This is a genomic window from Paenibacillus montanisoli, from assembly GCF_003268025.1.
GTDB classification, from domain to species: domain Bacteria; phylum Bacillota; class Bacilli; order Paenibacillales; family Paenibacillaceae; genus Paenibacillus_Z; species Paenibacillus_Z montanisoli.
The window spans coordinates 1,108,510-1,132,730 of sequence record NZ_QLUW01000002.1 but is presented as its reverse complement, the minus strand read 5'-3'; the positions used below and the strand labels follow the sequence as shown (position 1 = coordinate 1,132,730).

Here is a 24,221-nt window from a genome sequence, read left to right as displayed (position 1 = left end):
TTATGGGGATGCCGCTATTTCGATTTCTGCTTCGCAAAATGTGGAACACGCGTTGGCTGACGGTCAGCTCGCTAGCCGGCTTGATCTTGGCTGTCGCCTTTGCGACCAGTATCCCGATGTACGCGGATGGAGCGCTGAAGCGGGTTGTCGCCCAAACGCTCAAGGAGGAGAGCAGCGGGCTGCCGGCTGGATCGCTTCTCATGCGCTATCAGGGACAGACCGGCAAGACGGATTTGAATGCCTTGACCGAAGTTTCCCGCTATATCCGGGAGGATGTTCCGAAGGATATCGGATTTCCGTACGGCACGTACGTGCAAAGCTTGGCGATCCGCAGCGCGGAGCTGACGCCCGAGGATCCGACGACCGTCGATGCCAGCCGCGACCGCGAGATGGCGCTGACCACGATGTCCGGCCTGGAGGAAAAAACCGAGCTTGTTCAAGGTCGCTGGTTCGCTGACGCCGTCGGCGAGGACGACACGGTTGAAGCGGTCATGCTGGAGGAAGCGATGTACCGCAGCGACGTCCATATCGGCGATGTGTTCGAGTATCCGATCTACAGCGGGCTTAATATAACGCTCCGCGTTAAGATCGTCGGCGCGGTTAAGCCGTTGAACGATACGGATCCGTACTGGTATCAAGGGCTTGAAGGGCTGATGAGCTCGCTGCAGATCGGCGAGAAGGCATTCATGAACGGGCTGCTGAAGGACCGCAGTATTCCGGTGCACACGGCGAACTGGTTTTATGCGTTTGATTTGAAGGACATTCAAACGAGTCAATTATCGCCGCTGAACGACAAGCTGGCGCGATTGAAAATCGAGCTGTATCAGCAATTGAAGGATACGAGAGTCGAGATCTCGTTCGATAAGCTGCTTAGCGAGTTCCGCAAGGAAAGCTTGCAGCTTCAGCTGCTGCTGTTTACGCTGGCTGCACCGATGCTGGCGATGGTGTTTTATTTTATCGCGATGAATGCGCGGCAGTCGCTCGATAAACAGCGCAGCGACATTGCCGTTCTGCGCAGCCGGGGAGCGGGAACGCGGCAGATCATCGGCATCTATGCGCTGGAAGGGGTGCTGCTTGGCATCATCGCGCTGGTGCTTGGACCGATGATCGGCTGGTTCATGGCGAAGAGCATCGGTTCGGCTAACGGGTTTCTGGAGTTCGTGAACCGGAAGTCCATTCCGATCGGGTTCTCCACGGAAGCGATTGTTGCCGGTATCGCGGCAGTCGTGCTCGCTTTGCTGGCGACGATTATCCCGGCGGTCATCTATGCCCGGGCTTCCATCGTCGACTACAAGAAGCAAATGGCCCGTTCCGACCGCAATCCGCTCTGGCAGCGGTGGTACGGCGATATCGTGCTGCTGGGCATTGCCGCTTACGGCTGGTACTTGTTTAATGAACGCCAAATGATTTCGTTCAAGAGCAAAATGACGACGGATCAGCTTAACGTCCAGCCGTTCCTGTTCTTCGTTCCGGCACTCGCGATTTTCTCCATGGGGCTATTCTTCCTTCGCGTCTTCCCGTGGCTGCTGAAGCTGTTCAATTGGATCGGCCGGAAGCTGCTTCCGGTGCCGCTCTACTTGACGCTGACGCAGCTGTCGAGGTCGTCGAAGGGGTACTATCCGCTCATGATATTGCTGATCCTTACGCTCGGCTTAGGGGTATACAACGCATCGGCGGCCCGGACGATCGATCTGAATTCCACGGAGCGGACGCTCTATAAATTCGGAACGGACGTCATCATGCAGACCGTTTGGGAAGGAACCGCGGAAGTGATCGACACCGGCGGCAATGGTGGCGGAGGCGGTCAAGGCGGCGGCCAAGGCGGCGGCGATGGCCAAGGCGGCGGCGGCGGCCAAGGCGGAGGTGGCGGCCAAGGCGGCGGTGGAGGCGGAGGCGGCGGTACTCCGGTGCCGACCCGCATCAATTACACGGAGCCGCCGTTCGAAGTGTTCCGCAAGCTGGATGGCGTCGAGGCGGCGGCGCGCGTGCTGCAAACGAAGGCCAATATCGTCGTGTCCGGACAGTCTGCCGGCCAAGGTACCGTTATGGGAATCGATAACGTCGATTTTGCCAAAGTTGCCTGGTTCCGTAATGATCTGTACCCGACCCATCCGTTTCACTATTTGAACTTTTTAGGGTATTACGAACAGGCGGCTATCGTACCGTCGAATGTGGCGGAGAAATACCAGCTCGAAGTTGGCGATACGATTTCCGCCGGATTGCAAGAGGGCATGATCGATTTCACCGTCGTCGGCATCGTGCCGTACTGGCCGAGCCAATATCCGGACTCGTCGCCGTTCATCATCGCGAATCTGGATTATATTTACGACCAAGTGCCAATCATCCCGTACGAGGTATGGCTAAAGATGAAGCCGGGCGCCTTGACGGCGCCGATCATGAAGCAGCTGCAGGACCAAAGCATCGAGCTGGCCGGCGTTCAAGACGTGCGCATCGAGCTGGCCGTTCAATCCAAGCATCCGACGCGGGGCGGCGTCTTCGGCATTTTGAGCCTGGGCTTCCTCGTCTCCATCATTGTGTCGCTCACGGGTTACATCTTGTACTGGTTCTTCAATTTATCGGGGCGGATCGTGCAATTCGGCGTGCTGCGCGCCATGGGGCTATCCCGCAAGCAGCTGACAGGCATGCTGCTGCTTGAGCAGATTTTCACGGCAGGACTGTCGATCGGTCTTGGTATCCTCATCGGCAAAATCGCGAGTCTGCTGTTCCTGCCGTTCCTGCAAACGACGGATAATGTCGCGAACTCCGTGCCGCCGTTTAGAGTCGTGTTCGACTCCAAGGATACGACGCAGCTGTATATCGTTGTCGCGTTTATGATGCTGATGGGTGCCGCTCTTCTGCTTATTCATATCCGCAGACTTCGCGTACACCAAGCCGTGAAGATGGGAGAGGAGCGTTAAGACCTCATGATTACTTGCGAGGGACTAGTTAAAATTTACAAATCGGACGATCTTGAGGTCGTTGCGCTGCAAGGGTTGAACCTTCACGTCCGCGAAGGCGAAATGATGGCGATCATCGGCAACAGCGGAAGCGGGAAGTCGACGCTGCTGAATATTTTGGGCGGTCTCGACCGCCCGTCGGCAGGGCAAGTCAGCGTCGGTCCATGGGATCTGCTGAAAATTACCGATGAGCAGCTCGTCGCTTACAAACGCGATACGGTCGGCTTCATCTGGCAGAGCAATGCGCGCAACCTGCTCCCGTACTTGTCGGCGATTGAGAACGTGGAAATGCCGATGATGCTTTCCTCCAAGCTGGATCGCGCCTACGCGAAGCAGCTACTGGAGTGGGTTGGGCTAAAGGAGCGGATGTACAACAAGCTCCATCAGCTTTCAGGCGGCGAACAGCAGCGGGTTGCGATCGCGATTTCGCTGGCGAACCGTCCGAAGCTGCTGTTAGCCGACGAGCCGACAGGCTCCGTCGATACGCGCACGTCCGATCTGATCATGGATATTTTCCGGAGACTGAACCGCGAGATCGGCATCACGATCGTTATCGTAACGCACGACTTGTCGTTGGCCGGCAAGGTCGACCGCGTCGTTGCGATCCGCGATGGACTGACCAGCACCGAGTTTATCAAGCGCAATCCGAATTTAGATGATCAGCATCAGATAGGCGATCAATCGAAGCTAGGAGGCGTTCAATCGGTTCATGAAGAATATGTCGTTGTGGACCGGGTGGGCCGACTCCAAATTCCGAAAGCCTATTTATCCGCGTTGCAAATTACAGATAAAGCATCAATGGAATTTGATGGCGAACGGATCATCATTTCACCGCCTAAATCACTGGAGGGGTAGAACGTATGGAGAAGAAGGCAAAGCGTTTCCGGGGCAAATGGATTATGAGGACCTCCGCTGTCGCGGTTTCGGCCGGACTGCTGATGACCGCGCTTTCCGCGTGCAGCAAAGGGGACGGAGACGATGGGGCGGAGCGCCGAGTGCTCCGGATCGGTTTTATGTATTCGAATTCGGACAACGAGCAGTATTTGCGGCAGCAGTTCACGGATGGCTATGAGCTGACGCATCCTAACATCGATATTGAGATCGCAGCTGCCATCAATTACGACGATCAGCGCTTCGAAGAGCCGGATCCGAGCAAGCCTCAGCCGGACCCGTACGAGAAGCTGAAAGAAATGATCAACGGTAAAAATCCGGTTGACGTTGTCGTACTGGAATCCGCTTACCTGAAGCGTCTTGTCGAGGACAATATGCTGAAGCAGCTCGATCCGCTCATTCAAGAGAGCGAATTCGATATCGAGGATTTCGTGCCGACGGTCATTGACGGCATCAAGGATGCGGGAGGCGGCAGCATCTATGCGCTCACGCCAACCTTTAGCGCATCGGCGCTGTACTATAACAAGAAACTGTTCGCGGAGGCGGGCGTTGCGCCGCCAACGGACGACATGACTTGGGCCGATGTGTTCACCAAAGCGAAGCAGGTCGCGAAAGGCGAAGGCCAAGAACGTAAGTTCGGCTTCTCGTTCAACCGTTGGAGCGGGGACCCCTTCTGGGATTCGCAAACCTATGCGGCGCCGCTTCAGCTGAAGATGTTCGACAACAAAGCGGAGAAGATGACGGTCGATACGCCGCAATGGCGCAAAGTATGGAACGAAATCGCGGGATTGTATCAAGAAAAGATCGTACCGTCCCAAGAAGATATGAATGTCGGCGGCGGACCGATCAAGAAAGAGGCGGCTAGCGATACGCCGGTATTCAACCCGTTCCAAGGGGATCTGTTCATCAATGGCCGCATCGCCATGATGATCGGCGGTTACGACTACGTAAACGAGCTCGAACGTGCGAAGAATTATTCGGCCAAAAACGCTAATTTTCCGACGGTGGATTGGGACGTCGTAACGATTCCTACCTTCGAGGAAGCGCCGGGCATCGGCGGCAACATCTGGCTGAGCAATCTGATGGCGATTACCGCCAACGCTCAAAACAGCGAAGACGCATGGGACTTCATCCAATTCAACAACAGCAAGGAATGGGCGAAGCTGAAATCCCGCAGCACGTATGAAATGGTTTCGCGGAAATCGTTCCTGAAGCCGAAAGACGGCATGAATTATAATATCGCCGCCTTCTATAAACTCAAACCGGTGCCTCCTCAAGACATCACTCTCGAGAAGCTGTATCGCGAGAAGCCAAACCTCTACCAAGTTCAGCAAATCGCACAGCCGCTCTTCCAGGAAGTACTGCAGAAGAAGAAATCGGTTGATGAGGCGCTTAAGGAATGGCAGACGAAGGGCGATGCCATGCTGCAGAAGATCAAAGAAAATCCTAACGGACCGCTCGATCCGATCGGCGGCGGAGGCGGCGTCGCCTACGACGTGTACTCCAAAGGCTAATGGATCAAAAACCGCACCGGCGCTATTGCGCCGATGCGGTTTTTTGCTTGCATCTTTCTTGCATTGCCGATGCTTGATTATTCCGAAATTGGGGTATTCTAAGCGAAACGGCGAAGAAGGGAGTCTTAAGACATGAAGTGGGTTTATTGGGGGCGTTTATACGATACGAAATTTCAAGCTGGTTGTCTCGTGAGGCGAATGGAGAACGACTGGTGGGTGTATGGCTATGAATGTCCGCAAGAGATTGAAGTGTTCCGTTCGCGCAAAGGGCGATTTGGCGTCCGATTCTTGCCATAACATAACATTTATGCTTGACTTATTCCTGGTTCATATAGTATATTAATTCTTGTCGCCATTAATGATTTGGTGCGAATGTGTGTTAACGCGGGGTGGAGCAGCTCGGTAGCTCGTCGGGCTCATAACCCGAAGGCCGCAGGTTCAAATCCTGCCCCCGCAACCAACCTTTCGATTATTATCGTCAGGGCCCTTAGCTCAGTTGGTTAGAGCGGTCGGCTCATAACCGATTGGTCGGGGGTTCGAGTCCCTCAGGGCCCACCATTCCACAATCATGCAAACTTGCCGGGGTGGCGGAACTGGCAGACGCACAGGACTTAAAATCCTGCGGTGGGTGACCACCGTACGGGTTCGATTCCCGTCCTCGGCATCCAACAAGAAACCTTGATGAATCAAGGTTTTTTTATTTTTCTAATGTGATTCCCTTTGCCAACAAACTCCAAAGGTTCTGGATACCTAAGTGTGTAAAGTTTGGTACACTGTACTCCATAACTCAGATATGAACTCCTCCTCAACACTTTTAGAAGTGATGAGGAGGAGTTTTTTTTATGCATTTACAGCTTCATGAGGCCGCCAGTACAAGGTGGATTGGGAGTCGATTTCGCTTAAATGAAACAAAAAGAACAAATAAGTAATTATAAGAACAATTTACAAACTATTAAATCGTGTTTGATTTGTATTTTACATATGTGCTCTATCATCTAGTTATACAGAGCGAGTACAAAATGATTGGTGTGTTGAACGAGAGGGAGTGAAGGATATGTCTTCAATTCGATTAGAGAAAGTGACCAAAACCTATTCGAATGGGAAAACCGTCATTGAGAATCTAGAGCTTGAGATTAAAGAGCGTTCTTTTACGGTACTGCTAGGTCCTTCGGGCTGCGGCAAAACGACCGCGTTACGAATGATTGCCGGACTTGAAGAGGTAAGTGCCGGACAAATTTATATTGGAGACCGGAATGTCACGAAGACGGAACCCGGGGATCGGGGGATTTCTATGGTTTTCCAAAACTATGCGATCTATCCGCATATGACAGTGCGGAAAAATATCGAGTTTGGTTTGAAAAATATGAAAATCGTTAAAGAAGAAATAGCAAAACGTGTAACGCAAGTCGTGAATATGGTCGGGCTAAAGGATTATTTGAATGCGAAGCCTTCGATGCTTTCTGGAGGACAAAGGCAGCGTATTGCACTATCAAGAGCAATGTCCAAAAAACCGCAGGTATTTCTAATGGATGAACCGTTATCCAATCTGGATGCCAAATTACGCAATCAGATGCGTGGGGAGCTCATTGATCTGCACAGAGAATTGAAGTCTACGTTCGTATTTGTCACCCACGATCAAATCGAGGCAATGACGATGGCTACGAATATCGTAATTTTCAATAATGGCTCTATTATGCAGCAGGGCACGCCCAAGGAGGTTTATGAAAATCCAGCCAATCTGTTTGTAGCCACTTTTATTGGCGACCCAGGGATGAATACAGTCGAACTTCCAAAAATCGGTACGATCGGTTATAGAGCGCATAAGGTGAAGCTGACGAAGTCGGCCAATTTTCATGGCATTCAAGCAGCAGGTATGGTGATGACGAAGGAAATGCTGGGGATGGACCATTTGTACCGCATAGCAACCGGTTTAGGGACTGTTCTCATGAAATGCGAGGAAGAGTTGAATATTGGCGAACAAGTCACTCTCTATATATCAGAGAATGATATGTACTTTTTCGATGTGTTTGAGAAGCGTTCGCGGGATATGATGTTGATCGAGTCAGCATTCCACAGTCTATCCTTGATGGAAGGCGTCACTGTGACTAGCGATCACGTGATTGGTAATGTGCATGGTTAACAAAATCATCCGCAACCCTTACATCCTCATTGCTCCGGCGATTATACTCGTTTCCGTATTTTCCTTGTACCCGATCCTCTTCGCAGTGCGAGTCAGCTTCATGAATTGGGACACTGTGTTAGGGACGAAAGAATATGTGGGATTTAAAAATTACATCAATATTTTTAAAGATCCCGTATTTTGGATGGTACTAAGAAACACGTTGATATTCGCCTTCTTCACAGTTGTAATCGGTATCGTATTGGCATTTGTAATCGGCATCTTTTTGCAAAAGAACAGACTTTCGGACAATCTGGTGCAGAGCATCATCTTTACGCCAAACATTCTTTCCGCTGTATCCGTCACTGTGATGTGGATGTGGTTGATGGATCCTAATGTTGGCATTCTCAACTTTGTGCTGAAATGGTTTGGACTGCCAACGCTGAAGTGGATGATGAGTCCTGAAACGTCACTGATGTCCATTATCATCGTCTCTATTTGGAAAGGCCTCGGTTACAATGTGATGATCGTGATCGCGGGACTGCAATCCATACCGCGATACATCTATGAAGCGGCCAAGCTGGATAAGGCAGGAAGATGGACGACGCTGTTCCGCATTACGCTGCCACTCTTGTCGCCGACCTTGTTCTTTCTGCTCATTACATCGATCATTTCCTCATTTAGCGCGTTCGATGTCGTTAGCTTGATGACCAAGGGTGGACCGGAAAATTCCTCGAATCTGATCGTTTACTGGATCTATCAGATTGGCTTCCTGCAGTTTAATATCGGTAAAGCAAGTGCAGGCTCGATCTTGTTTATGATCATGGTCAGCATTATCGCGGTGATCAACTATGCATTCTTCAACAAGAAAGTTCACTATCAGTAATCGGAGGATTAAAGAACATGAGCTATGCGGCCAAAGTGCTACGAATCTTGTTACTTATTACTTTAGTTCTCGTGTTTGTGTTCCCATTCATTTGGATGCTCAGCACATCTTTAAAAACGTATTTGGAATCGATTAAGTTTCCGCCTGACTTTTTGCCGAAAGCACCGCAATTCGTCAACTACTCTAAAACTTATGTTCGCATTCACTTCTTACACTACGCGATGAATTCGGTTATCGTCACCTTTTCCATCGTGCTTGGCCAACTGCTCGTGTGCATTCCGGCAGCTTATGCGTTTGCCAAGAAGAAGTTCAGATTCGCTGGGCTTTTCTTCGCGCTTGTACTGGTCGATTTGGTATTGCCGGCTCAAGTCTCGTTCGTTCCCATTTATGTGCTGGTCAGTGATTTTGGCTGGCTTGATACCTACTGGGCAATGATTATTCCGTTCATTTATTCGTCATTTGCAATATTCTTCATGACTCAAGCATTCAAGCAAATCCCGGACGAGCTGCTCGACGCAGCCAGAATGGATAAAGCAACCGAGCTGCAAATCATAGTCCAGCTCATGCTGCCAATCGCGAAGCCGTTCGTGTTGACTGCAATGCTGTTCACCTGCATATCCAAATGGAACGACTACTTCTGGCCGCTCATATTGACGAATTCAGAAAGCGTGCGTACGTTGCCGATGTCGGTCAAAGGCATGATTTCCGATACACCTGGCTTAACACAATGGAACGAATTGATGGCAGGCAATATGATGCTAATCATCCCGATCCTGGTTCTGTATATTGCAGCGAACCGTTTCATCAAGAATGCCTTTGTATACGGTATTAAGTAACCCTTAATATAAACAAAGAAAAAGTGGAGGAAATTCAAATGAAAATCAACTTGAAGAATGCAGTGGCTATGGGTCTATTAGCAACGGTAATTGGAGTGACAGGCTGTTCAAAAGAATCGCCATCCACAGACAACAGTCAAGACGGCGCAGCTCAAAACGCATCTGCACCTGAAGCAAAAGAAAAAGTAAAGGTTGATTTTTGGTCCATCTGGGATCCGTCTCAAGGCAACGGTAAGTTAATGGCGGATGCTGTGAAAAAGTTCAATGACGCAAATCCGGACGTTGAAGTCGTTATGTCTGGCCAAGGCGGCTACGACGGCGTAGCTGAGAAACTGGAAGCGGCTCTTGTTGCCAAAAACACCCCGGTCATCGCTCAAATCGAAGAGTCCTTCCTAGGTCGATATAATCCTATTGCAGCAGATCTGAGTAAATATATGTCCCAATCGACCATCGACAACTACATCGAAGGCTTGACGCGTTCGAGCTTTGCGGATGGCGTTTTCAAAGCGGCGCCGATGAACCGCAGCACGCCGATCCTGTACATGAACGCAGATTTGGTTAAAGCAGCTGGATTGGATCCGGCAGGTCCTAAAACTTGGACAGAGCTACAGGAATACGCAAAAAAATTGACAGATCCGGCTAAAGGCATCTATGGTTTCTCCGGCTACTGGGATTCAGATGCATGGTATTGGGAATCAGCCGTATACTCCTACGGAGGCGAGATGGTCAACAAGGATGGAAGCCAGGTTGCATTTGATAATGAAAAAGGCAGCTCCATCGTTAAATTGTTCCAAGACATGATTAAAGATAAAACGATGTTAAATGCATATAGTGCGCAAGAGAATCAGTCCGATCTTATCAAGCAAAATTTCCTTGACGGTAAAGTTGCGATGGATTTTGATTCCATCGGATCGATGGGTCAGCTTATCAATAACACGAAGTTCAACGTCTCAGTAGCGTACCAACCACAAGAAGGCGGAAAGAATTCCATGGTAACCGGCGGGGCGAATGCGATCATTATTGACAAAGCGACAGAAGAGCAGAAGAAGGCGGCTGGAAAGTTCCTCGATTTCTTGTCTCAAGACGAGAATGTAGTGAGTTTCTTCGAACAAACGGGATATTTGCCAACTACCAAATCTGCACTAGAAACGCCGGAATTAAAGAAATGGCTGCAAGAAAAACCGCAATTCAAAGTTGCAATCGACCAACTTCAATTCGCACACAGCCGGCCTTGGTCGAAGAACTGGAAAGCAATCTACACGTCCAATGTTGAATTTATGAAAAGCGCTTTGATTGACACTTCCAAAGATCCGAAACAAGTCGTTCATGATGCCGCCGTTGCAGCGCAAAAGATTATCGATGAAAACAAGTAAACTAAACTAGGGATGGTGTATGTGTATGACAAGGATTACAAAAAATAGTTTCATGGATGGCGGCAAATGGTATAAAGGAAACTTGCACGGTCATTCTACCTTATCCGACGGCGCTCTAACGCCGGAAGAGCTACGAGAGGCTTATAAACAAAGAGGGTATTCTTTCATTGCACACTCTGAGCATGATTTCTTCACGAACTTCGAGCATGAGAATGAGCCGAATTTCATCTTGCTGCCAGCCAGTGAAGTGGGCATCCGGATGCCGGTAGGCGATATCAGAATCTTTCACCTACATGTCATCATGGGAACTGACGAACATCTGCGCGCAGCGACGAAAGTGCCGCTGAGGCATATGGAGCCAATCATTTGGCCGGATTTCGTTAGCTTTGAAACTGCACAGCAATTCATTGACGAAATGGTGTCACGAGGCAATATCGTCATGTTCAATCATCCGCATTGGTCCACGGTTGAATGGGAAGATGTCTATGCACTAGATAACCTGTTCGCACTAGAAGTTTACAACCATTGCTCCGAGTGGCATGAGAACATGGGCAATTCCCGAATTATGTGGGAAACACTGCTGCGAAAAGGCAAGAAGCTTTGGGGGACGGCAACCGACGATAACCACAACAGATATCCGGGCGACATCTTCAACGACTCTTTTGGAGGCTGGGTAGTTGTCAAAGCCCCCGAGCTGACGCGCAATGCAGTTATCCGAGCTTTGGTCGAAGGCAGCTTCTATTCCTCGACTGGTCCAGAAATCTATGAGTTCCGCATCGAGAATGATGAAGTTATCTTCGAATGCTCTCCGGTTGAACGCATTTATATGAATGGTGATGTTCGTCAGTATCAAATTGAGCTTGGTGAGAATATCACATCACTTCGTAGAAAGTTGCGGGGAGACGAGAAATTTATCAGAGTCGAATGTTATGATAAATATGGGAAATTTGCCTTCACAAATCCGATTTATTTAGATTAATCACTCAATCTGTTTATCAAACCGGGAAACAGATTCGTGTTGTATCCCGGTTTGATTCTATTAATTGAGAAGGTGAATTCTAGTGCTGCAGGTTGAACGAATGAGCATGATTTTGGCAGAATTGAATGCCAAGGGAAGAGTAACGGTTAATGAACTCTCCGAACATTTGAACGTTTCCAAGGTGACGGTTCGCCGAGATTTGGACGCGTTAAGCCGAGAAAACAAGCTGCTTATCGTACACGGGGGCGGCATCAAGCCTAATTTTACTTTGTACGAGGCGCCTTACAGCCAGCGCAACTCCATCCATATCCAAGAGAAGCAGCGTGTTGGCATGAAAGCGGTTGAACTGATTGACGATTATGATGTGATTGCCATGGGCGTAGGCACGACTACGATTCAGATCTCCAACCACTTATTAAATAAAAAAAACTTGACGATCATCGTCGGCTGTATCCAGGTATTGAACAGTCTTATCGAGCGTAAAAAAGCCGGTTATTTTACAGGAAGAATTATTTTTCTTGGCGGCGAAATCGACACGGATCAAATGTTTGCATCAGGCTCGATGACGATCGACTTGCTCGAGAAATTTTATATTGATAAAGCGTTTATCGGGGCAAACGGATATTCGATTGCGCATGGAATTACAACCTATCATATTGATGAAGGCAATCTTCTCAGAAGAATGCTAGAGCGATCTAATAAAGTGCATATCGTGATTGACCATTCGAAGATTGGTGTGAAATCCATGTACAAATATGCCGATTACAACGAAGTGAATTGTGTGATTTGTGATTCAGCACCGCCTACTGAATGGAAAGAAAAGCTCGACCGAGCGAACATTAGCTGGGTAAAGGCTTAACGAAGCAAAGATGCAACTATGGTGAAGGAAGGTTTTATGAAATGCAAGTTCCGAAGATGATTGTGGATCAGCATGTCCACTCCAATTATTCTCCAGACTCGGAAGAACCTATTAAGAATATTGTTGAACATGCGATAAGCTTAGGAAAGAAAGCAATTGTGACAACGGATCATTTCGATTATGATTGCAAGTATTTCAAGAAAGACGTCCTGATCGACATGGTCAGTTATGAACAAGAGGTTACCGAGTTGCGTCAAACCTATGATATTGAAATACGGAAAGGCATCGAGGTTGGATATCGTAAAGATTACCATAATGAAATTAATGAGTATTTACAGCGTTATTCTTTTGATCTGGTTCTGCTTTCCGCTCACAATAATGGCGTGCTAGATTTTTCGGAAGAAGCTTTTCACAGTCAGTCCATGGATCGGATCTTGGAGGAATATTTCTTGCATGTTCGCAATGCCGTCCAATTGATGGATAATTATGATGTTGTGGCACACCTTGATTATGTTAGCCGGTATACGAATACAATCGTTACCGTAGAGGATTACGAGCGTTGTAGAACCATTCTGTATGACTTATTAAAAATGATGATAAGCAAGGATAAAGTGTTGGAGTTGAATACGACAGGGCTGTTTCGGCAAGGTTGGATTCATCCGCACAGCTACCTGATTGAAATGTACCTGGATTTAGGCGGCAAATGGTTCTCGCTCGGATCAGATGCTCATCGGGTCAGCAGTTATGAACAAGGCTTTGGCCAGGCGCTGGAATTACTGAAATCGTATGATATTCATGAAGTCGTACAGTTTCGTAATCGGGCTCCTTATCTCGTGACGATATAGGGGACGCAACAGCAGATGGAAAATGCACGCAATGAATTCAATAGCAAGTTATTACAGTTATCCATTCCATTGACTTTGCAGTTTCTGTTCGCATCATCCTTTATGCTGATCGATTCCATGATGGTCGCAAGCTTGGGGGAAGAATCGATTGCTGCAGTTGGCATTGCCGGTCAATTCGAGTTTTTGCTCGGGATGATTCTGGCAGGCGTGTTGAGCGGTCCGTCCGTGTTTATGTCTCAATATTACGGGGAAAGAGATTATGACTCGATTAAAAAGCTAGCGGCGTTGACTGTTTTTAGCGGTCTGGCAATCAGCATCCTTTTTGTTATCCTGCTCACGTTCGGCTCACCATTCGTATTTACTCCGTTTACAGGAGATCAACAGCTGCTGAAGACGACAGCAACATTTGTGTCTATTATGAGCTGCGGGTATGTCGCATCAGCTGTCACGACCGCATATGCGATGAGCTTGAAGAGCATCGGTGTTGTGAAAGTGATTATGTATTTGACCATATTGTCACTTTGTCTGAATACGTTCCTGAATTATGTGCTAATTTACGGTCATTTCGGATTTGCTGCCATGGGAGTATACGGTGCCGCGGCAGCTACATTGATCTCGAAGCTGCTCCTTCTCTTGACAACAATTGTGTATGTGTATGTATGGAAGAAAGAAGTAGCTGTATCATTATTGATTTTGCCGTGGCTTGATCGTGAATTGATCAGGAAGGTTTTCCGGATTACGAAGCCTATCATTATCCATGAATCGTTATGGGGATTAGGAACAACGATGTATATGGTGGCATTCGGGATGAGCGGCGCGGCAGCAATCGCGATGATTCAGATTTCGAAGGTAATCGGCAATTTTGTATCGGCAGGTATATCAGGGTTCGCACAATCGGCGAGTGTTATGATTGGCGAACAGATCGGGATGCAAAACAGGGAACAGGCGCAAAAATATGCGGAAAGATTCACACGAATCGGCTGTATACTGGCGGTTGTCATCGGGGCAGCCTTGTTTACTTCGGCGCCGCTCGTTGTCCGTTTTTTTCATATCAGCGAGCAGCTACACGGACAGGCAATATGGATTCTCCGAATTATGTCTTGTGTACTAATTTGCAATTTTCTCAACAACATCTGGATCGTAGGTGTGTTCCGCAGCGGCGGTGATACGCAATATTCCATGAAGCTTGTGCTTAGCTCCACATGGCTAGTCGGGATCCCTCTCGCTTTTTTCGGAGCGGGTATCATGAAATGGCCGATTGAAGTCGTGTACGGCCTATACGCGACGGAGGAAATCTCCAAGGCCATTATCGGTTTGTGGCGCTACAAATCCCGACGTTGGCAGCATAATCTGATACATTCAGCGTAGCGGGTCTTCAGTGGTTGCAAGTGAAAATTTTACTGGAAACGAGGGAGTTCGATGGCGCATAGGTTGGCTTTTCGCGAAAATAATAGTTTTGTGATCGTTCAATTCACAGATGTTCATTGGCGAGATGGAGACGAACTGGATCAAAAAAGCCGCCTGCTGATGGATGACATACTGGATGCAGAGCAGCCGGATCTCGTTGTGTTTACCGGAGATACGATAATGGGATTAAATACCGACGATCCGATCCGAGCGTTTAACGAAGCCGTTGCGGTTGCTGAAGATCGCGGGATTGCCTGGGCTCTCGTGTTTGGAAATCATGACGACGAAGGCGGCAAGTCGCCGGTGTCGAACGCGGAGCTGATGGCGCTTCAGGAGAATAGCAAGTATGGGATCGGGAGCGCAGGCCCTGAGGATGTTCACGGTATCGGAAACTTTGTCGTGGAACTGACTGACAACACGGGAAGCTTTGCCAAAGTGGTTCTCTATTTTCTAGACTCAGGCGCCTATGCGCCGAAAACGATCGAATGGGATTGGATTCGTCAATCCCAAGTCGAGTGGTACACGAAGCTATCGAAAGGCTATAAAGCAAACAACGGGGGTTCGCCGGTTCCTTCGCTTGCCTTCTTCCATATCCCACTGCTGGAATATGAGGAGGCTTGGCAACAAAATATCTGCTATGGCGTCAAGTACGAAGAGATAGGCTGCTCGCGAATCAACTCCGGTTTGTTCGCGGCAATGTTGGAGAACGGCGATATGATGGGTACGTTCGTCGGACATGACCACATTAACGATTTCTGGAGCGAGCATCATGGGATCCAGTTATGCTACGGTAGAGCTTCCGGCTATAATACGTACGGGAGGGAAGGATTTCCTCGCGGCGCGCGGGTGATCCGGCTGCATCTTGGGGAACCCGGCTTCGAATCCTGGCTGCGGCTTGATGACGGCACGGTCGTGGAGCAGCAAGCTGAGCACCGGCCGGAGACAGTCGGCTAAACGGGAGAAGCGCTGAAGGTACCAATCATATAGAGCCGCAAACGATGTTCGATTCCCGTCCTCGGCATCCAACAAGAAACCTTGATGAATCAAGGTTTCTTTTATTTTGTTGCTGGATGTTGCTGTTGTCTGTAAAATCCAAAGGTTCAGAGTACCTCAAAGGGTTAGTCATTGAGTAATTCTGAGTACCTAGAAGAAGGACTTCTTTAGTACACAGAACTTCCAAGCGAAGATACGACTCCTTTTCATCACTTGCCACAATCTTTTGGCGGAACTGGCAGACGCACAGGACTTAAAATCCTGCGGTGAATCAAGGGAGGTATTTTTGTTATGCTTATCTCGAAAGTTAAAAATCAGCACCAGCATCAACGGAAACCGTTAGAACCTAAAACAAGTTTTGGGATATAAAAAACAAACCGCTAATCCAGTAACATGGGATTTATTTGATACGAAATGTATCCGAAGATACATTTCGCAGCAGGTATTGCGGTCATTATGTGGAATGAGATTATTAATGTCAGGACAAATACGAAAAGCCGCGTAAATTTTTTTGAACCATTTATTAGCGGATTGGTGGTACTAGAAAAAGTTAGTACTAACTAAGTAAAACGAAATAATTTATGTTAGTTGTGTCGGATCAAACTTACTTACAAAAAGGAGTGTTTGAATTTGATGTTAAAAAAAATGGCCAAAACGATCGCAGTAACGATGATCGCAGGGGCGCTGCTCTCGTCCACTGCTTGGGCGAGCAGCGATCAAGAAAGAAAGCAGCTCGTAGCTTTAGGCGACTCCATTACCTACGGCTATAATCTCGGCGCAGACAACGAGTCTCCATCTGCATACGCTTTCCCTTACTTGATGGAACAGGATGCAAAGCTGCATACTATCGACTTGGCTTTCCCTGGATGGACGTCGGCGCAACTACTGCAAGCGGTTCAGAACGATAAAGAGTTTCGTCAAAATTTGAAGCATGCCGAATATATTACGCTCGACATCGGAAACAACGACTTGCTGAATGCCATTGGGGCAGCAACCAATGCGGACGGTTCCTTGAACATCGTGCAGCTGCAGACAGATATATTCCTGAACGTCATGCCTAAGTTCATTAGCAACCTGAAACAAACGATCGTTGAAATCCGCTCCTTATCGGATGCGCGGATAGCCGTCTACAATATTTACAATCCTTATCAGGAAGGTCATCCGCTGCATTTCTTATCGGAGTCGTTGTTAAAGCAGATTATCAATAATCAGCTGGCGGGTGCCGTTCAATCACTGGGCTTTACCGGGATTGTCATCGCGGATGCCTATACGGCTTTCAATGGCAAACAGGATAAATTCGTCATAGGGCATAAAGGAGATCGTTATGATGTTCATCCAACAATCGACGGCCAGCGTGCGCTTGCGGAAATCGGAGCGGATGCGCTCGATTTTTAGTTAGACAGGTGACCGCTTAATATTGGAGCACAACCGCAGTGCCCAGTCCGAGGGCATGAAAGCAAACCGCCAATCCGGTAACATGGGTCGGCGGTTTTTGTTTGATTGGGCTTATTTCGTTTTATAAAAATATATTTCTTATGAAGACCTCTAGGAGGTGTTTTTCAATGGGCCGGATAGATGAAATGATTCGGCGCAGGAAGCCTAAAGACATTCTGCCAGACGCCATCGTTTTAATGGGCATCGTTATATTGATCGGATGGGCTGCACTCGCCATATATGTTGCTATGCAAGAAGGATTTCACTTCTTGTCGTTATTATCCTACATCGTATCGGGCATTTGGCCAGGTGTTCTACTAATCGGTGTTGGTGAAATTATTCGCTTATTGCGACAGATTAAAAACAATACGGAAGATTGATCCTAACGATGTGTGCGAAGTAAAAAGCCGCAGCTGCGCAAGGCCAAGTGCTTTTTTGAAAAAGAATTTGAATGCAATCCGTCAGATTGATCAAACGCAACCGTAAACAAGTTCTGGGGATATATGAAAAAGAAACCGCCGACCCATGTTACTGGATCAGCGGTTTTGATTTGGTTGACTATATTGGATTTGGCGGAATTACCGGATTTGGTGGGATAAAAGGAATAGGGCGCAGGGAGGCTACTACTCCAAAGGAGTCAAGATGGATCTGCATAAATGCGCCTTCATCAGCCAAATCGCCCGTGACCTCATTGACGGGGTTTGGAATGTCCACTGGCGGGTTCACTGGACCGAATACCGCCTGACCTTTCTGCGCATCGACGAGTGCGTTCCAGCGTGCAACAATGGGTAAGACTGGATCATTGGGTATATATTGATTTATCGCCGCGCGATGAATGTTCGTCAATGCCTGAACTTCCGATGATTGTGGGACGCCATCAACTTCGTAGGAGAGGAGCCCTGTGCTCGGACTCCATGCAGTTAACGTAGAAAATAGGTTCATATTTGTTCCCTCCTTTAAAACGAGATTACATCTATTTTATGCTTGTACAACAAATGTGATTGGACACCCGGCACTAGAGAAGGATAAGAAGAAGGACATCATCGACCCGACCTGTACGCGCCACAAAAATAGCTAAAGTTCTCCAAGTCGGCCGCAGCACGATCTACAAAGTGCTTGATCAGGTGAACAAACACAAATGAGCTATTATCAGTTGTGGCAGCGATGGCCGCGAATGCCCTGAAACGGATAATCAAAAAGCCGCCACGAATGGGAGACCATCCAGAGCGGCTTTTGCTTTTTATGCTTACTACTACCATTTTATGAAAAAGCTATCGTTATCGTAGTCTTCTATGAAGCTGGCAGCAGTGTTAGTGATTAGGCTGATCCAGCATTCTAGTTGATTGTAGATCCTTTCAGCAACTTCCTCGTAATCGTTAGAATATACAATGACGCATCCCCTTTGCTCTATTCCTACCACCCCAGAGGCTAGCAGATGCTCTCAGTACTGTATGAGACTCCTACATGTAGATGAGTTTTCTACCTACCGCTGCGACAACGCTTAAATTCCTTCCTAGGGCATTGTTATGCTGAAGAGCAGGATAACGCAATTATTCGAGGAATAATATAACAAACCATTACTCATATCTTAAAGGGGTTAACGATTGAATGAAACGAATTAGTGTTTTCCTAGTCCTAGTATTCATGCTATCTTTCTTTTTATCATTTTCTGCAAGTGCAGCAATACAATCGGAGATCTCCGTCTTCATTGATGGTAATAAAATCGCTTTTGAAGCGCCGCCAACAATGGAGAATGGCACGACGCTTGTGCCTATGCGCAAAATTTTCGAAGAACAAGGCGCGACAATGAAATACGAAGCGACAACAAAAACCGTAACAGCTGTAAAAGATACCATTACCATCAAATATCAAATTGGAGCTAAAACGGCTACAAAGAATGGTAAATCAATATCTCTTGCTGTACCTGGGATGATAATTAAAAGCTCTACTTTCGTTCCGCTTCGTTTCGTTAGCGAAGCGCTAGGTAGTTCTGTTGGGTGGGAGGGGAGTTCGAAAACGATCACCATCTCATCTGCGAATAAAATATCGGCGGAAGTGTTTGAAGTTATCGACGGTGATACAGTTAAACTTAAATATAAGGGCTTGAATGGTGACGAAACGACAGAATCTTTCCGTTTAATCGGCGTCGATACGCCAGAAACCGACCAAACGATAGGTGAAGAACCTTATGGCACAGAGGCTACTAATTTCACAAAGGCGAAACTCCAAGTCGGTACAAAAGTTCTCGTGGAATTTGACGTGGATGAGCGCGATCAATACGGACGCGTACTCGGATATGTGTACCTCATGGACGGAACGTTCTTTAATGCAAGACTCGTTTCTGAAGGGTACGCAAAATTTGTGACTTTCCCGCCAAATGTAAGATGGGTAGAGTTGTTTAAGCATCTGCAAACAATCGCTCGTAACGACGAGCGTGGATTGTGGTCGCTCACTGGTGATACAGGTGGAGATTCCGTACCTGGGAGTACGCCACCGAATTCAGAAGGTAACGTTATTATAAGCGACGTAAACGCGGTGAATGAAACCATAACAGTAAAAAATAATGGCACATCCGATATAAATCTAAAGGGCTGGAAAGTTGTTAGCGTTACTGGTAACCAGACATACGTATTTTCGGATTATACCCTCAAAGCTGGATTGACTGTAACGCTTGTTAGTGGTGCAGACGCAAAATCAGAAACAGGTAAGATCGTTTGGACGACGAAAAACATCTGGAATAACAGGGAGGCTGACCCGGCTCAATTGTTTGATGCAACAGGTGCTCTGGTAAGTGAAGTCAAATAATTTTAACAAAATAACGTCGTCTACTTAGGGCGGCGTTTTGTTTGTAAAGTTGCCTCGAAATGATTCAGTTTCCCCACTAAAACCAGAACGAAAGTACAAAGAAAAGGCTGCTGGCAGAGCGGCAAGTTCCAAAAATTCATCATTAATTTTTTTTAAGACAAATTTCAACAGATTTTTCGTTTTCTATGGGATATACTTGTAAATAGTCCGCTTTGTTGGGGCATAATGTTTAAACTTTGGAGGTTATTAATTAATGGAAACAGGTACAGTCAAATGGTTTAATGCGGAAAAAGGGTTCGGCTTCATTCAAAGGGAAAACGGCGACGATGTATTCGTTCATTTTTCCGCCATTCAAGGCGAAGGATACAAATCTTTGGACGAAGGGCAACGTGTTGAATTCAATGTTGTAAAAGGTCAACGCGGACCTCAAGCTGAAAATGTTGTAAAACTGTAATACAGATATTAAGCCTGGACCTGACGATATGTCAGGAACAGGCTTTTTATTATTAATTGCCCATGAAGGTGTACATGTGAAGGATCACCGCCGCTAGGAGGAAGCACTTGAGATGAAGTTAAAAATAAATCAAGTTGTGGAATTACTTGTTATAGGCCTTGTTTTAATAAGCGGGTCATGGTTCATTTCACAACAAGTAACAAAGTCGAAGAATGAAAGTGCTGTTTATGACGGGCGCGCAGCGGCTGAAATACAAACTGTACGATATGACGATTCTGAACCAATAGATGATTCTTCAGAACCGATTTTTTATGGTGAGTTGAATGAAACAATAGCAGACATACATGAGGTTCTAACTACTCGAGTAAATAATAACCAGTACACAAAAGAACTGAAGAAAGTACTAGGGAAATTGAAAAACATGAATATTGGAAATGGTGAGCTTAGAAAGGATATAACGAGAGTTCGCAATTTGATTTCGATAGGTATAGTGGATGAAGATGCAATAGCCATTCAATATGCCCATCACATCGTACATAACATAGACCTTGAATTGAATAACAATATTACGGAGGAAGCTTTGAACGATGGTTCGAGTGTACTTGGAGAAGACAGATACATGAAAAAGGTAGATGCGTATATAGCGAGGCATTCATAACCTCCTCCTTCACACATAACTGATGCACTAAATGGAATTGACATGCCGCAGGAAAAACGGTATTTTTATTTCAGTTGACATGTAAGCAGACTATGAAGCTAGCCCCCGAACTCAGGCGCACGATGCGCGGACTGAGGTAGAGGGCTTTTTTTATCGGAGGATGACCATGCTGAAGCTATTTCGGAACGACTGGGCGCATGTATTGGGCGAGGAACTGGAAAAGCCGTATTTTCAAGACTTAGTAAGCAAGTTGACGGTACAATACCAGACGGAAAAAATCTACCCGGAGTCATCAGCCGTATTTAATGCTCTGCGATTTACGACATTTGAAGGTACTCGGGTCGTCATCATCGGGCAGGATCCGTATCATGGACCAGGGCAGGCGCACGGGCTCAGCTTCTCGGTGCTGCCGGGCGTCAAGACGCCTCCGTCACTGCAAAACATTTACAAAGAGCTTCAAGCCGATCTAGGCTGCCCGATTCCCGATCACGGCTATCTGGAGTCGTGGGCGAAGCAAGGCGTGCTGATGCTGAACAATGTGCTGACCGTGAAAGAAGGGCTGCCCGCTTCCCATCAAGGGATCGGATGGGAGCGGTTCACGGATGCGGTCATTGCCGCGCTGAACGACCGGAAGCAGCCGGTTGTGTTTCTGCTGTGGGGCAAGCATGCGCAGGAGAAGGCGTCCGGCATCGATGGCGAACGCCACTACGTCATCTCGACGGCGCATCCCAGCCCGTTTGCGGCGAGGAAGGGGTTCTTCGGCAGCAGGCCTTTCTCGCGCGTAAATGGATTTTTGCGGGAACGGGGCGAACCCGAAATCGATTGGCATATTCCGATGCTGGCTGAGCTTGAACGAAAGCAGCTGGCTCTATAAAGGAGGCCTGTGAAGTGTCCGCAGCTGAACCTGTCAAGAAGCCGGCCGTTCGGTTTCTAAATCCGGCTTCCGGTTATTTAACCGGTTATTCGTATACGCTCAATCCGTATGTGGGCTGTTCGTTCGGCTGTTCCTACTGTTATGTGCGGCGTATGCCGGTGGCGATTTTTCGAAATGAGCCATGGGGCGAGTGGGTGGAGGCAAAACGGTTTGAAGAGCAACCGTTTCGCAAAGAATGGGGCCGAGCGTTAAAGAAAGGCGACGTGACGGTCTTTATGTCGTCGGCGACCGATCCGTACCAACCCGCCGAAGCGAAAGAACAAGTGACGAGACGGATCCTTGAGGTTATCGCGAACGAACCGCCAATGTTTCTGCTCCTGCAGACGCGAAGCCCGCTTGTACTGCGGGATGTCGAGCTGCTTCAAAAGCTCGGCGACCGCGTGCGGGTCAGCATGACCGTGGAAACCGATTTAGAGGACGTAAGAAAGCGTTTGACGCCTTATGCGCCGCCATTGGCGGCAAGGCTGCGGGCCATTCGTGAGCTGCGCGAGTCGGGCATCCCGGTTCAGGCAGCCGTCTCGCCGCTTCTTCCCTATAGCCAACAGTTTGCGCAGCTCATTGCGGACCATGTAGAGCGTGTCGTCGTGGATGATTTCTTTCGGGGTGACGGCAGCGGGGGAAAACGCTCAGCGCAGCTTAAGATGGAGGAGCGGTACCGGGAAATCGGGCATGAAGCATTATACGCTCCCCAAACCGCAGACCGCTTCGTGGATGAGCTGAGAGCGATTATGCCGCGCGGAGCCGTTTATTTCGGCCATGAAGGCTTCATGCCATAGAAAACAATACCCCCTCAATGCGGCTGCTTTGAGGGGGTATTTGCATGCTATTGATTGCTAGCCGCAGCATCAGGACCAGCCGGGTTCACCGCAGTGTGGCCGCCTCCGATGATACCGGTAGAGCCTCCGCTGGATGCGCCAGTATCGGCCAGCACAGGTTTTAAGCCGGAAGCAACGTATGTGACCGCCTTCACCTCTGTGATCACTTGCGGATACATTTTATCTTTATCCGGATAGACCGGCACGACTTGAATGATCGCTTGATTGCCCTCGAAGCTGATGGAACCGATTCGCAGGCCGTAGCCAGGGTTTGGCGCTTGTGCCGAAACGGTCACTTCGTTCACGTCGGCATTCACCGATTTCACGGTAACCTTAAGATCGAACAGCGGGAACGGCTCCGGCTCTTCGACTGGCGGAATCGGAGGGGTATTCTTCACGAACTGGATGGCGCCATACAGCCAGCCTGCCGCATCGCTTCTCGTAATGGACTTCTTCGGATAAAATTTCTGGCTGCTGTCCAACTGCGCGATTTTGGTGATCAGCAGCTTCTGGATGCTGTCCATGTAGGCAGGCGTAACGTCCTTCTCGTCTTTAAGCATGATGTACAGGTCAATGAACGCGAAATCGCCTTTCTTCAGCACGCCCTTCATCAGATGGTGGGCGAATTGCTCGCGCGTCATAACTGCCGACGGATCGGTATCCCGCGGAATGTCGAGTCCGTTCAGGGAGGCGATAATAAACGTTTGCGCATACCAGGCGTTATCCTTCATCTTCGAGAAGTAGTCGGACACCTTCGGCTCTTTAATGAACCGGATGTTGTCGATGTTGAGGCCCAAGCCTTTTACGATCATCGTGATGCCTGCCGCATAAGTAAGCTTTCCATTAGGCTGGAATGCCCCGTCCTTGCCGCTGCCGCTCAGAATGCCCTGCTTCTGGAGCTCTGCGATCTTAGCTTCATTGGGATCGTTCTTCGTATCCGAGAAGGCCCAGACGGATTGCGATATCGACAGGAACAGAACCGTCATCATCGCGAGTAAAACGAATCGTTTCATTTTCACTGGTTTCACCTCATTAGTAGTGATTGTCTCGATTATGTAGACGCACCATCTTTGCTTAATGTTGCAAGGAAGGTGCGGATGCGAAATTAGGGTCTTATCGTTACTCTGGTGTTGATTGGCACGAGCGCGGATAAAGCGAGAACATCGTTATTATACATCCGGATGCAGCCGTGAGATACTTCGCGGCCGATCGATGAGGGATCATTGGTGCCGTGTATGCCGTAATGCGGCTTGGACAACCCCATCCATAGCACGCCGAATGGTCCGCCGGGGTTAGGTTGCTTATTGATGATCTTGTATTCGCCTGTCGGGGTGCGGGTAACCATTTTGCCGATGCCGACGGGAAACCCGCGAACGACTATGTTGCCATCCAGCAAGTAGAGTTGGCGGTCAGACAGATCCACAATAATGCGGTAATTAGGCATGATCGAATCACTCCTCAA

General features: G+C 48.2%; 24 protein-coding genes and 3 tRNA genes. 24 read left to right on the top strand and 3 right to left on the bottom strand.

Annotated elements, in window-relative coordinates; translation table 11 throughout:
* Positions 1-2: 2 nt before the first annotated feature.
* From DL346_RS14760 to DL346_RS14680, 18 genes are all read left to right on the top strand, one after another.
* Positions 3-2,918 carry an ABC transporter permease gene (locus DL346_RS14760; protein ID WP_112882836.1) on the top strand — a complete coding sequence of 972 codons (2,916 nt, stop codon included), beginning with the start codon at positions 3-5 and terminating at the stop codon, positions 2,916-2,918.
* 6 nt (positions 2,919-2,924) lie between these two features.
* Positions 2,925-3,812: an ABC transporter ATP-binding protein gene (locus DL346_RS14755; RefSeq protein ID WP_112882835.1), complete on the top strand. Its 888-nt coding sequence runs from the start codon at positions 2,925-2,927 to the stop codon at positions 3,810-3,812.
* Positions 3,813-3,817: 5 nt separating this feature from the next.
* Positions 3,818-5,362: an ABC transporter substrate-binding protein gene (locus tag DL346_RS14750; protein WP_112882834.1), complete on the top strand. Its 1,545-nt coding sequence runs from the start codon at positions 3,818-3,820 to the stop codon at positions 5,360-5,362.
* Between the two features lie 132 nt (positions 5,363-5,494).
* Positions 5,495-5,659, top strand: a complete 165-nt coding sequence (locus DL346_RS29080; protein WP_165822516.1) for a hypothetical protein — start codon at positions 5,495-5,497, stop codon at positions 5,657-5,659.
* A gap of 86 nt (positions 5,660-5,745) precedes the next feature.
* Positions 5,746-5,822: transfer RNA gene (locus DL346_RS14745), tRNA-Met, on the top strand.
* Positions 5,823-5,843: 21 nt separating this feature from the next.
* Positions 5,844-5,920 (top strand) — tRNA-Ile (locus DL346_RS14740).
* 20 nt (positions 5,921-5,940) lie between these two features.
* Positions 5,941-6,026, top strand: a tRNA-Leu gene (locus tag DL346_RS14735).
* Positions 6,027-6,416: 390 nt separating this feature from the next.
* Entirely contained in the window at positions 6,417-7,502 is a 1,086-nt protein-coding gene (locus DL346_RS14730; protein WP_112882833.1) for an ABC transporter ATP-binding protein, read from the top strand.
* Positions 7,495-8,367, top strand: coding sequence for a carbohydrate ABC transporter permease (locus DL346_RS14725; RefSeq protein WP_165822515.1), 873 nt, complete (start codon positions 7,495-7,497; stop codon positions 8,365-8,367). The genes DL346_RS14730 and DL346_RS14725 overlap by 8 nt, the downstream gene beginning before the upstream one ends.
* 17 nt (positions 8,368-8,384) lie before the next feature.
* Entirely contained in the window at positions 8,385-9,203 is an 819-nt protein-coding gene (locus DL346_RS14720; protein WP_112882831.1) for a carbohydrate ABC transporter permease, read from the top strand.
* A gap of 38 nt (positions 9,204-9,241) precedes the next feature.
* Entirely contained in the window at positions 9,242-10,576 is a 1,335-nt protein-coding gene (locus DL346_RS14715; RefSeq protein WP_112882830.1) for an ABC transporter substrate-binding protein, read from the top strand.
* 25 nt (positions 10,577-10,601) lie between these two features.
* Positions 10,602-11,555, top strand: coding sequence for a CehA/McbA family metallohydrolase domain-containing protein (locus DL346_RS14710; protein WP_112882829.1), 954 nt, complete (start codon positions 10,602-10,604; stop codon positions 11,553-11,555).
* Between the two features lie 82 nt (positions 11,556-11,637).
* Positions 11,638-12,414, top strand: a complete 777-nt coding sequence (locus DL346_RS14705) for a DeoR/GlpR family DNA-binding transcription regulator (protein ID WP_112882828.1) — start codon at positions 11,638-11,640, stop codon at positions 12,412-12,414.
* Positions 12,415-12,455: 41 nt separating this feature from the next.
* Complete coding sequence (locus DL346_RS14700; protein WP_112882827.1) at positions 12,456-13,259, top strand: histidinol-phosphatase HisJ family protein; 804 nt, start codon at positions 12,456-12,458, stop codon at positions 13,257-13,259.
* 15 nt (positions 13,260-13,274) lie between these two features.
* Positions 13,275-14,627 (top strand): MATE family efflux transporter, encoded by a 1,353-nt coding sequence (locus tag DL346_RS14695; RefSeq protein ID WP_112882826.1) that lies wholly within the window; start codon positions 13,275-13,277, stop codon positions 14,625-14,627.
* A 51-nt stretch (positions 14,628-14,678) separates the two neighbouring features.
* Entirely contained in the window at positions 14,679-15,620 is a 942-nt protein-coding gene (locus DL346_RS14690; RefSeq protein ID WP_112882825.1) for a metallophosphoesterase family protein, read from the top strand.
* Between the two features lie 672 nt (positions 15,621-16,292).
* Positions 16,293-17,054 (top strand): GDSL-type esterase/lipase family protein, encoded by a 762-nt coding sequence (locus DL346_RS14685; protein WP_112882824.1) that lies wholly within the window; start codon positions 16,293-16,295, stop codon positions 17,052-17,054.
* Positions 17,055-17,221: 167 nt separating this feature from the next.
* A complete protein-coding gene (locus tag DL346_RS14680; RefSeq protein WP_112882823.1) occupies positions 17,222-17,473 on the top strand; it encodes a hypothetical protein in 252 nt (83 codons plus the stop codon).
* A 178-nt stretch (positions 17,474-17,651) separates the two neighbouring features.
* Here the strand turns inward: DL346_RS14680 and DL346_RS14675 are convergent, their stop codons facing one another.
* Entirely contained in the window at positions 17,652-18,035 is a 384-nt protein-coding gene (locus tag DL346_RS14675; RefSeq protein WP_112882822.1) for a hypothetical protein, read from the bottom strand.
* An 83-nt stretch (positions 18,036-18,118) separates the two neighbouring features.
* On the opposite strand from DL346_RS14675, the gene DL346_RS29895 reads away from it, so the two are divergent.
* The 6 genes from DL346_RS29895 to DL346_RS14650 all read left to right on the top strand — a co-directional run bounded on the left by DL346_RS29895 (position 18,119) and on the right by DL346_RS14650 (position 22,720).
* On the top strand, positions 18,119-18,235 hold the full coding sequence (locus DL346_RS29895; protein WP_420849571.1) for a helix-turn-helix domain-containing protein: 117 nt from the start codon (positions 18,119-18,121) through the stop codon (positions 18,233-18,235).
* 466 nt (positions 18,236-18,701) lie between these two features.
* Positions 18,702-19,898 carry a stalk domain-containing protein gene (locus DL346_RS14670; protein ID WP_112882821.1) on the top strand — a complete coding sequence of 399 codons (1,197 nt, stop codon included), beginning with the start codon at positions 18,702-18,704 and terminating at the stop codon, positions 19,896-19,898.
* Positions 19,899-20,151: 253 nt separating this feature from the next.
* Positions 20,152-20,352, top strand: a complete 201-nt coding sequence (locus tag DL346_RS14665) for a cold-shock protein (protein ID WP_090791100.1) — start codon at positions 20,152-20,154, stop codon at positions 20,350-20,352.
* Between the two features lie 112 nt (positions 20,353-20,464).
* Complete coding sequence (locus tag DL346_RS14660; protein WP_112882820.1) at positions 20,465-21,010, top strand: hypothetical protein; 546 nt, start codon at positions 20,465-20,467, stop codon at positions 21,008-21,010.
* A 166-nt stretch (positions 21,011-21,176) separates the two neighbouring features.
* Positions 21,177-21,884 (top strand): uracil-DNA glycosylase, encoded by a 708-nt coding sequence (locus tag DL346_RS14655; protein WP_112882819.1) that lies wholly within the window; start codon positions 21,177-21,179, stop codon positions 21,882-21,884.
* A gap of 14 nt (positions 21,885-21,898) precedes the next feature.
* Positions 21,899-22,720 (top strand): SPL family radical SAM protein, encoded by an 822-nt coding sequence (locus DL346_RS14650; RefSeq protein ID WP_112882818.1) that lies wholly within the window; start codon positions 21,899-21,901, stop codon positions 22,718-22,720.
* Positions 22,721-22,767: 47 nt separating this feature from the next.
* Here DL346_RS14650 and DL346_RS14645 read toward each other — a convergent pair whose 3' ends face one another.
* A complete protein-coding gene (locus DL346_RS14645; protein ID WP_112883138.1) occupies positions 22,768-23,772 on the bottom strand; it encodes an S-layer homology domain-containing protein in 1,005 nt (334 codons plus the stop codon).
* A 92-nt stretch (positions 23,773-23,864) separates the two neighbouring features.
* Positions 23,865-24,203 carry a L,D-transpeptidase gene (locus DL346_RS14640; protein ID WP_112882817.1) on the bottom strand — a complete coding sequence of 113 codons (339 nt, stop codon included), beginning with the start codon at positions 24,201-24,203 and terminating at the stop codon, positions 23,865-23,867.
* Between the last annotated feature and the right edge of the window lie 18 nt (positions 24,204-24,221).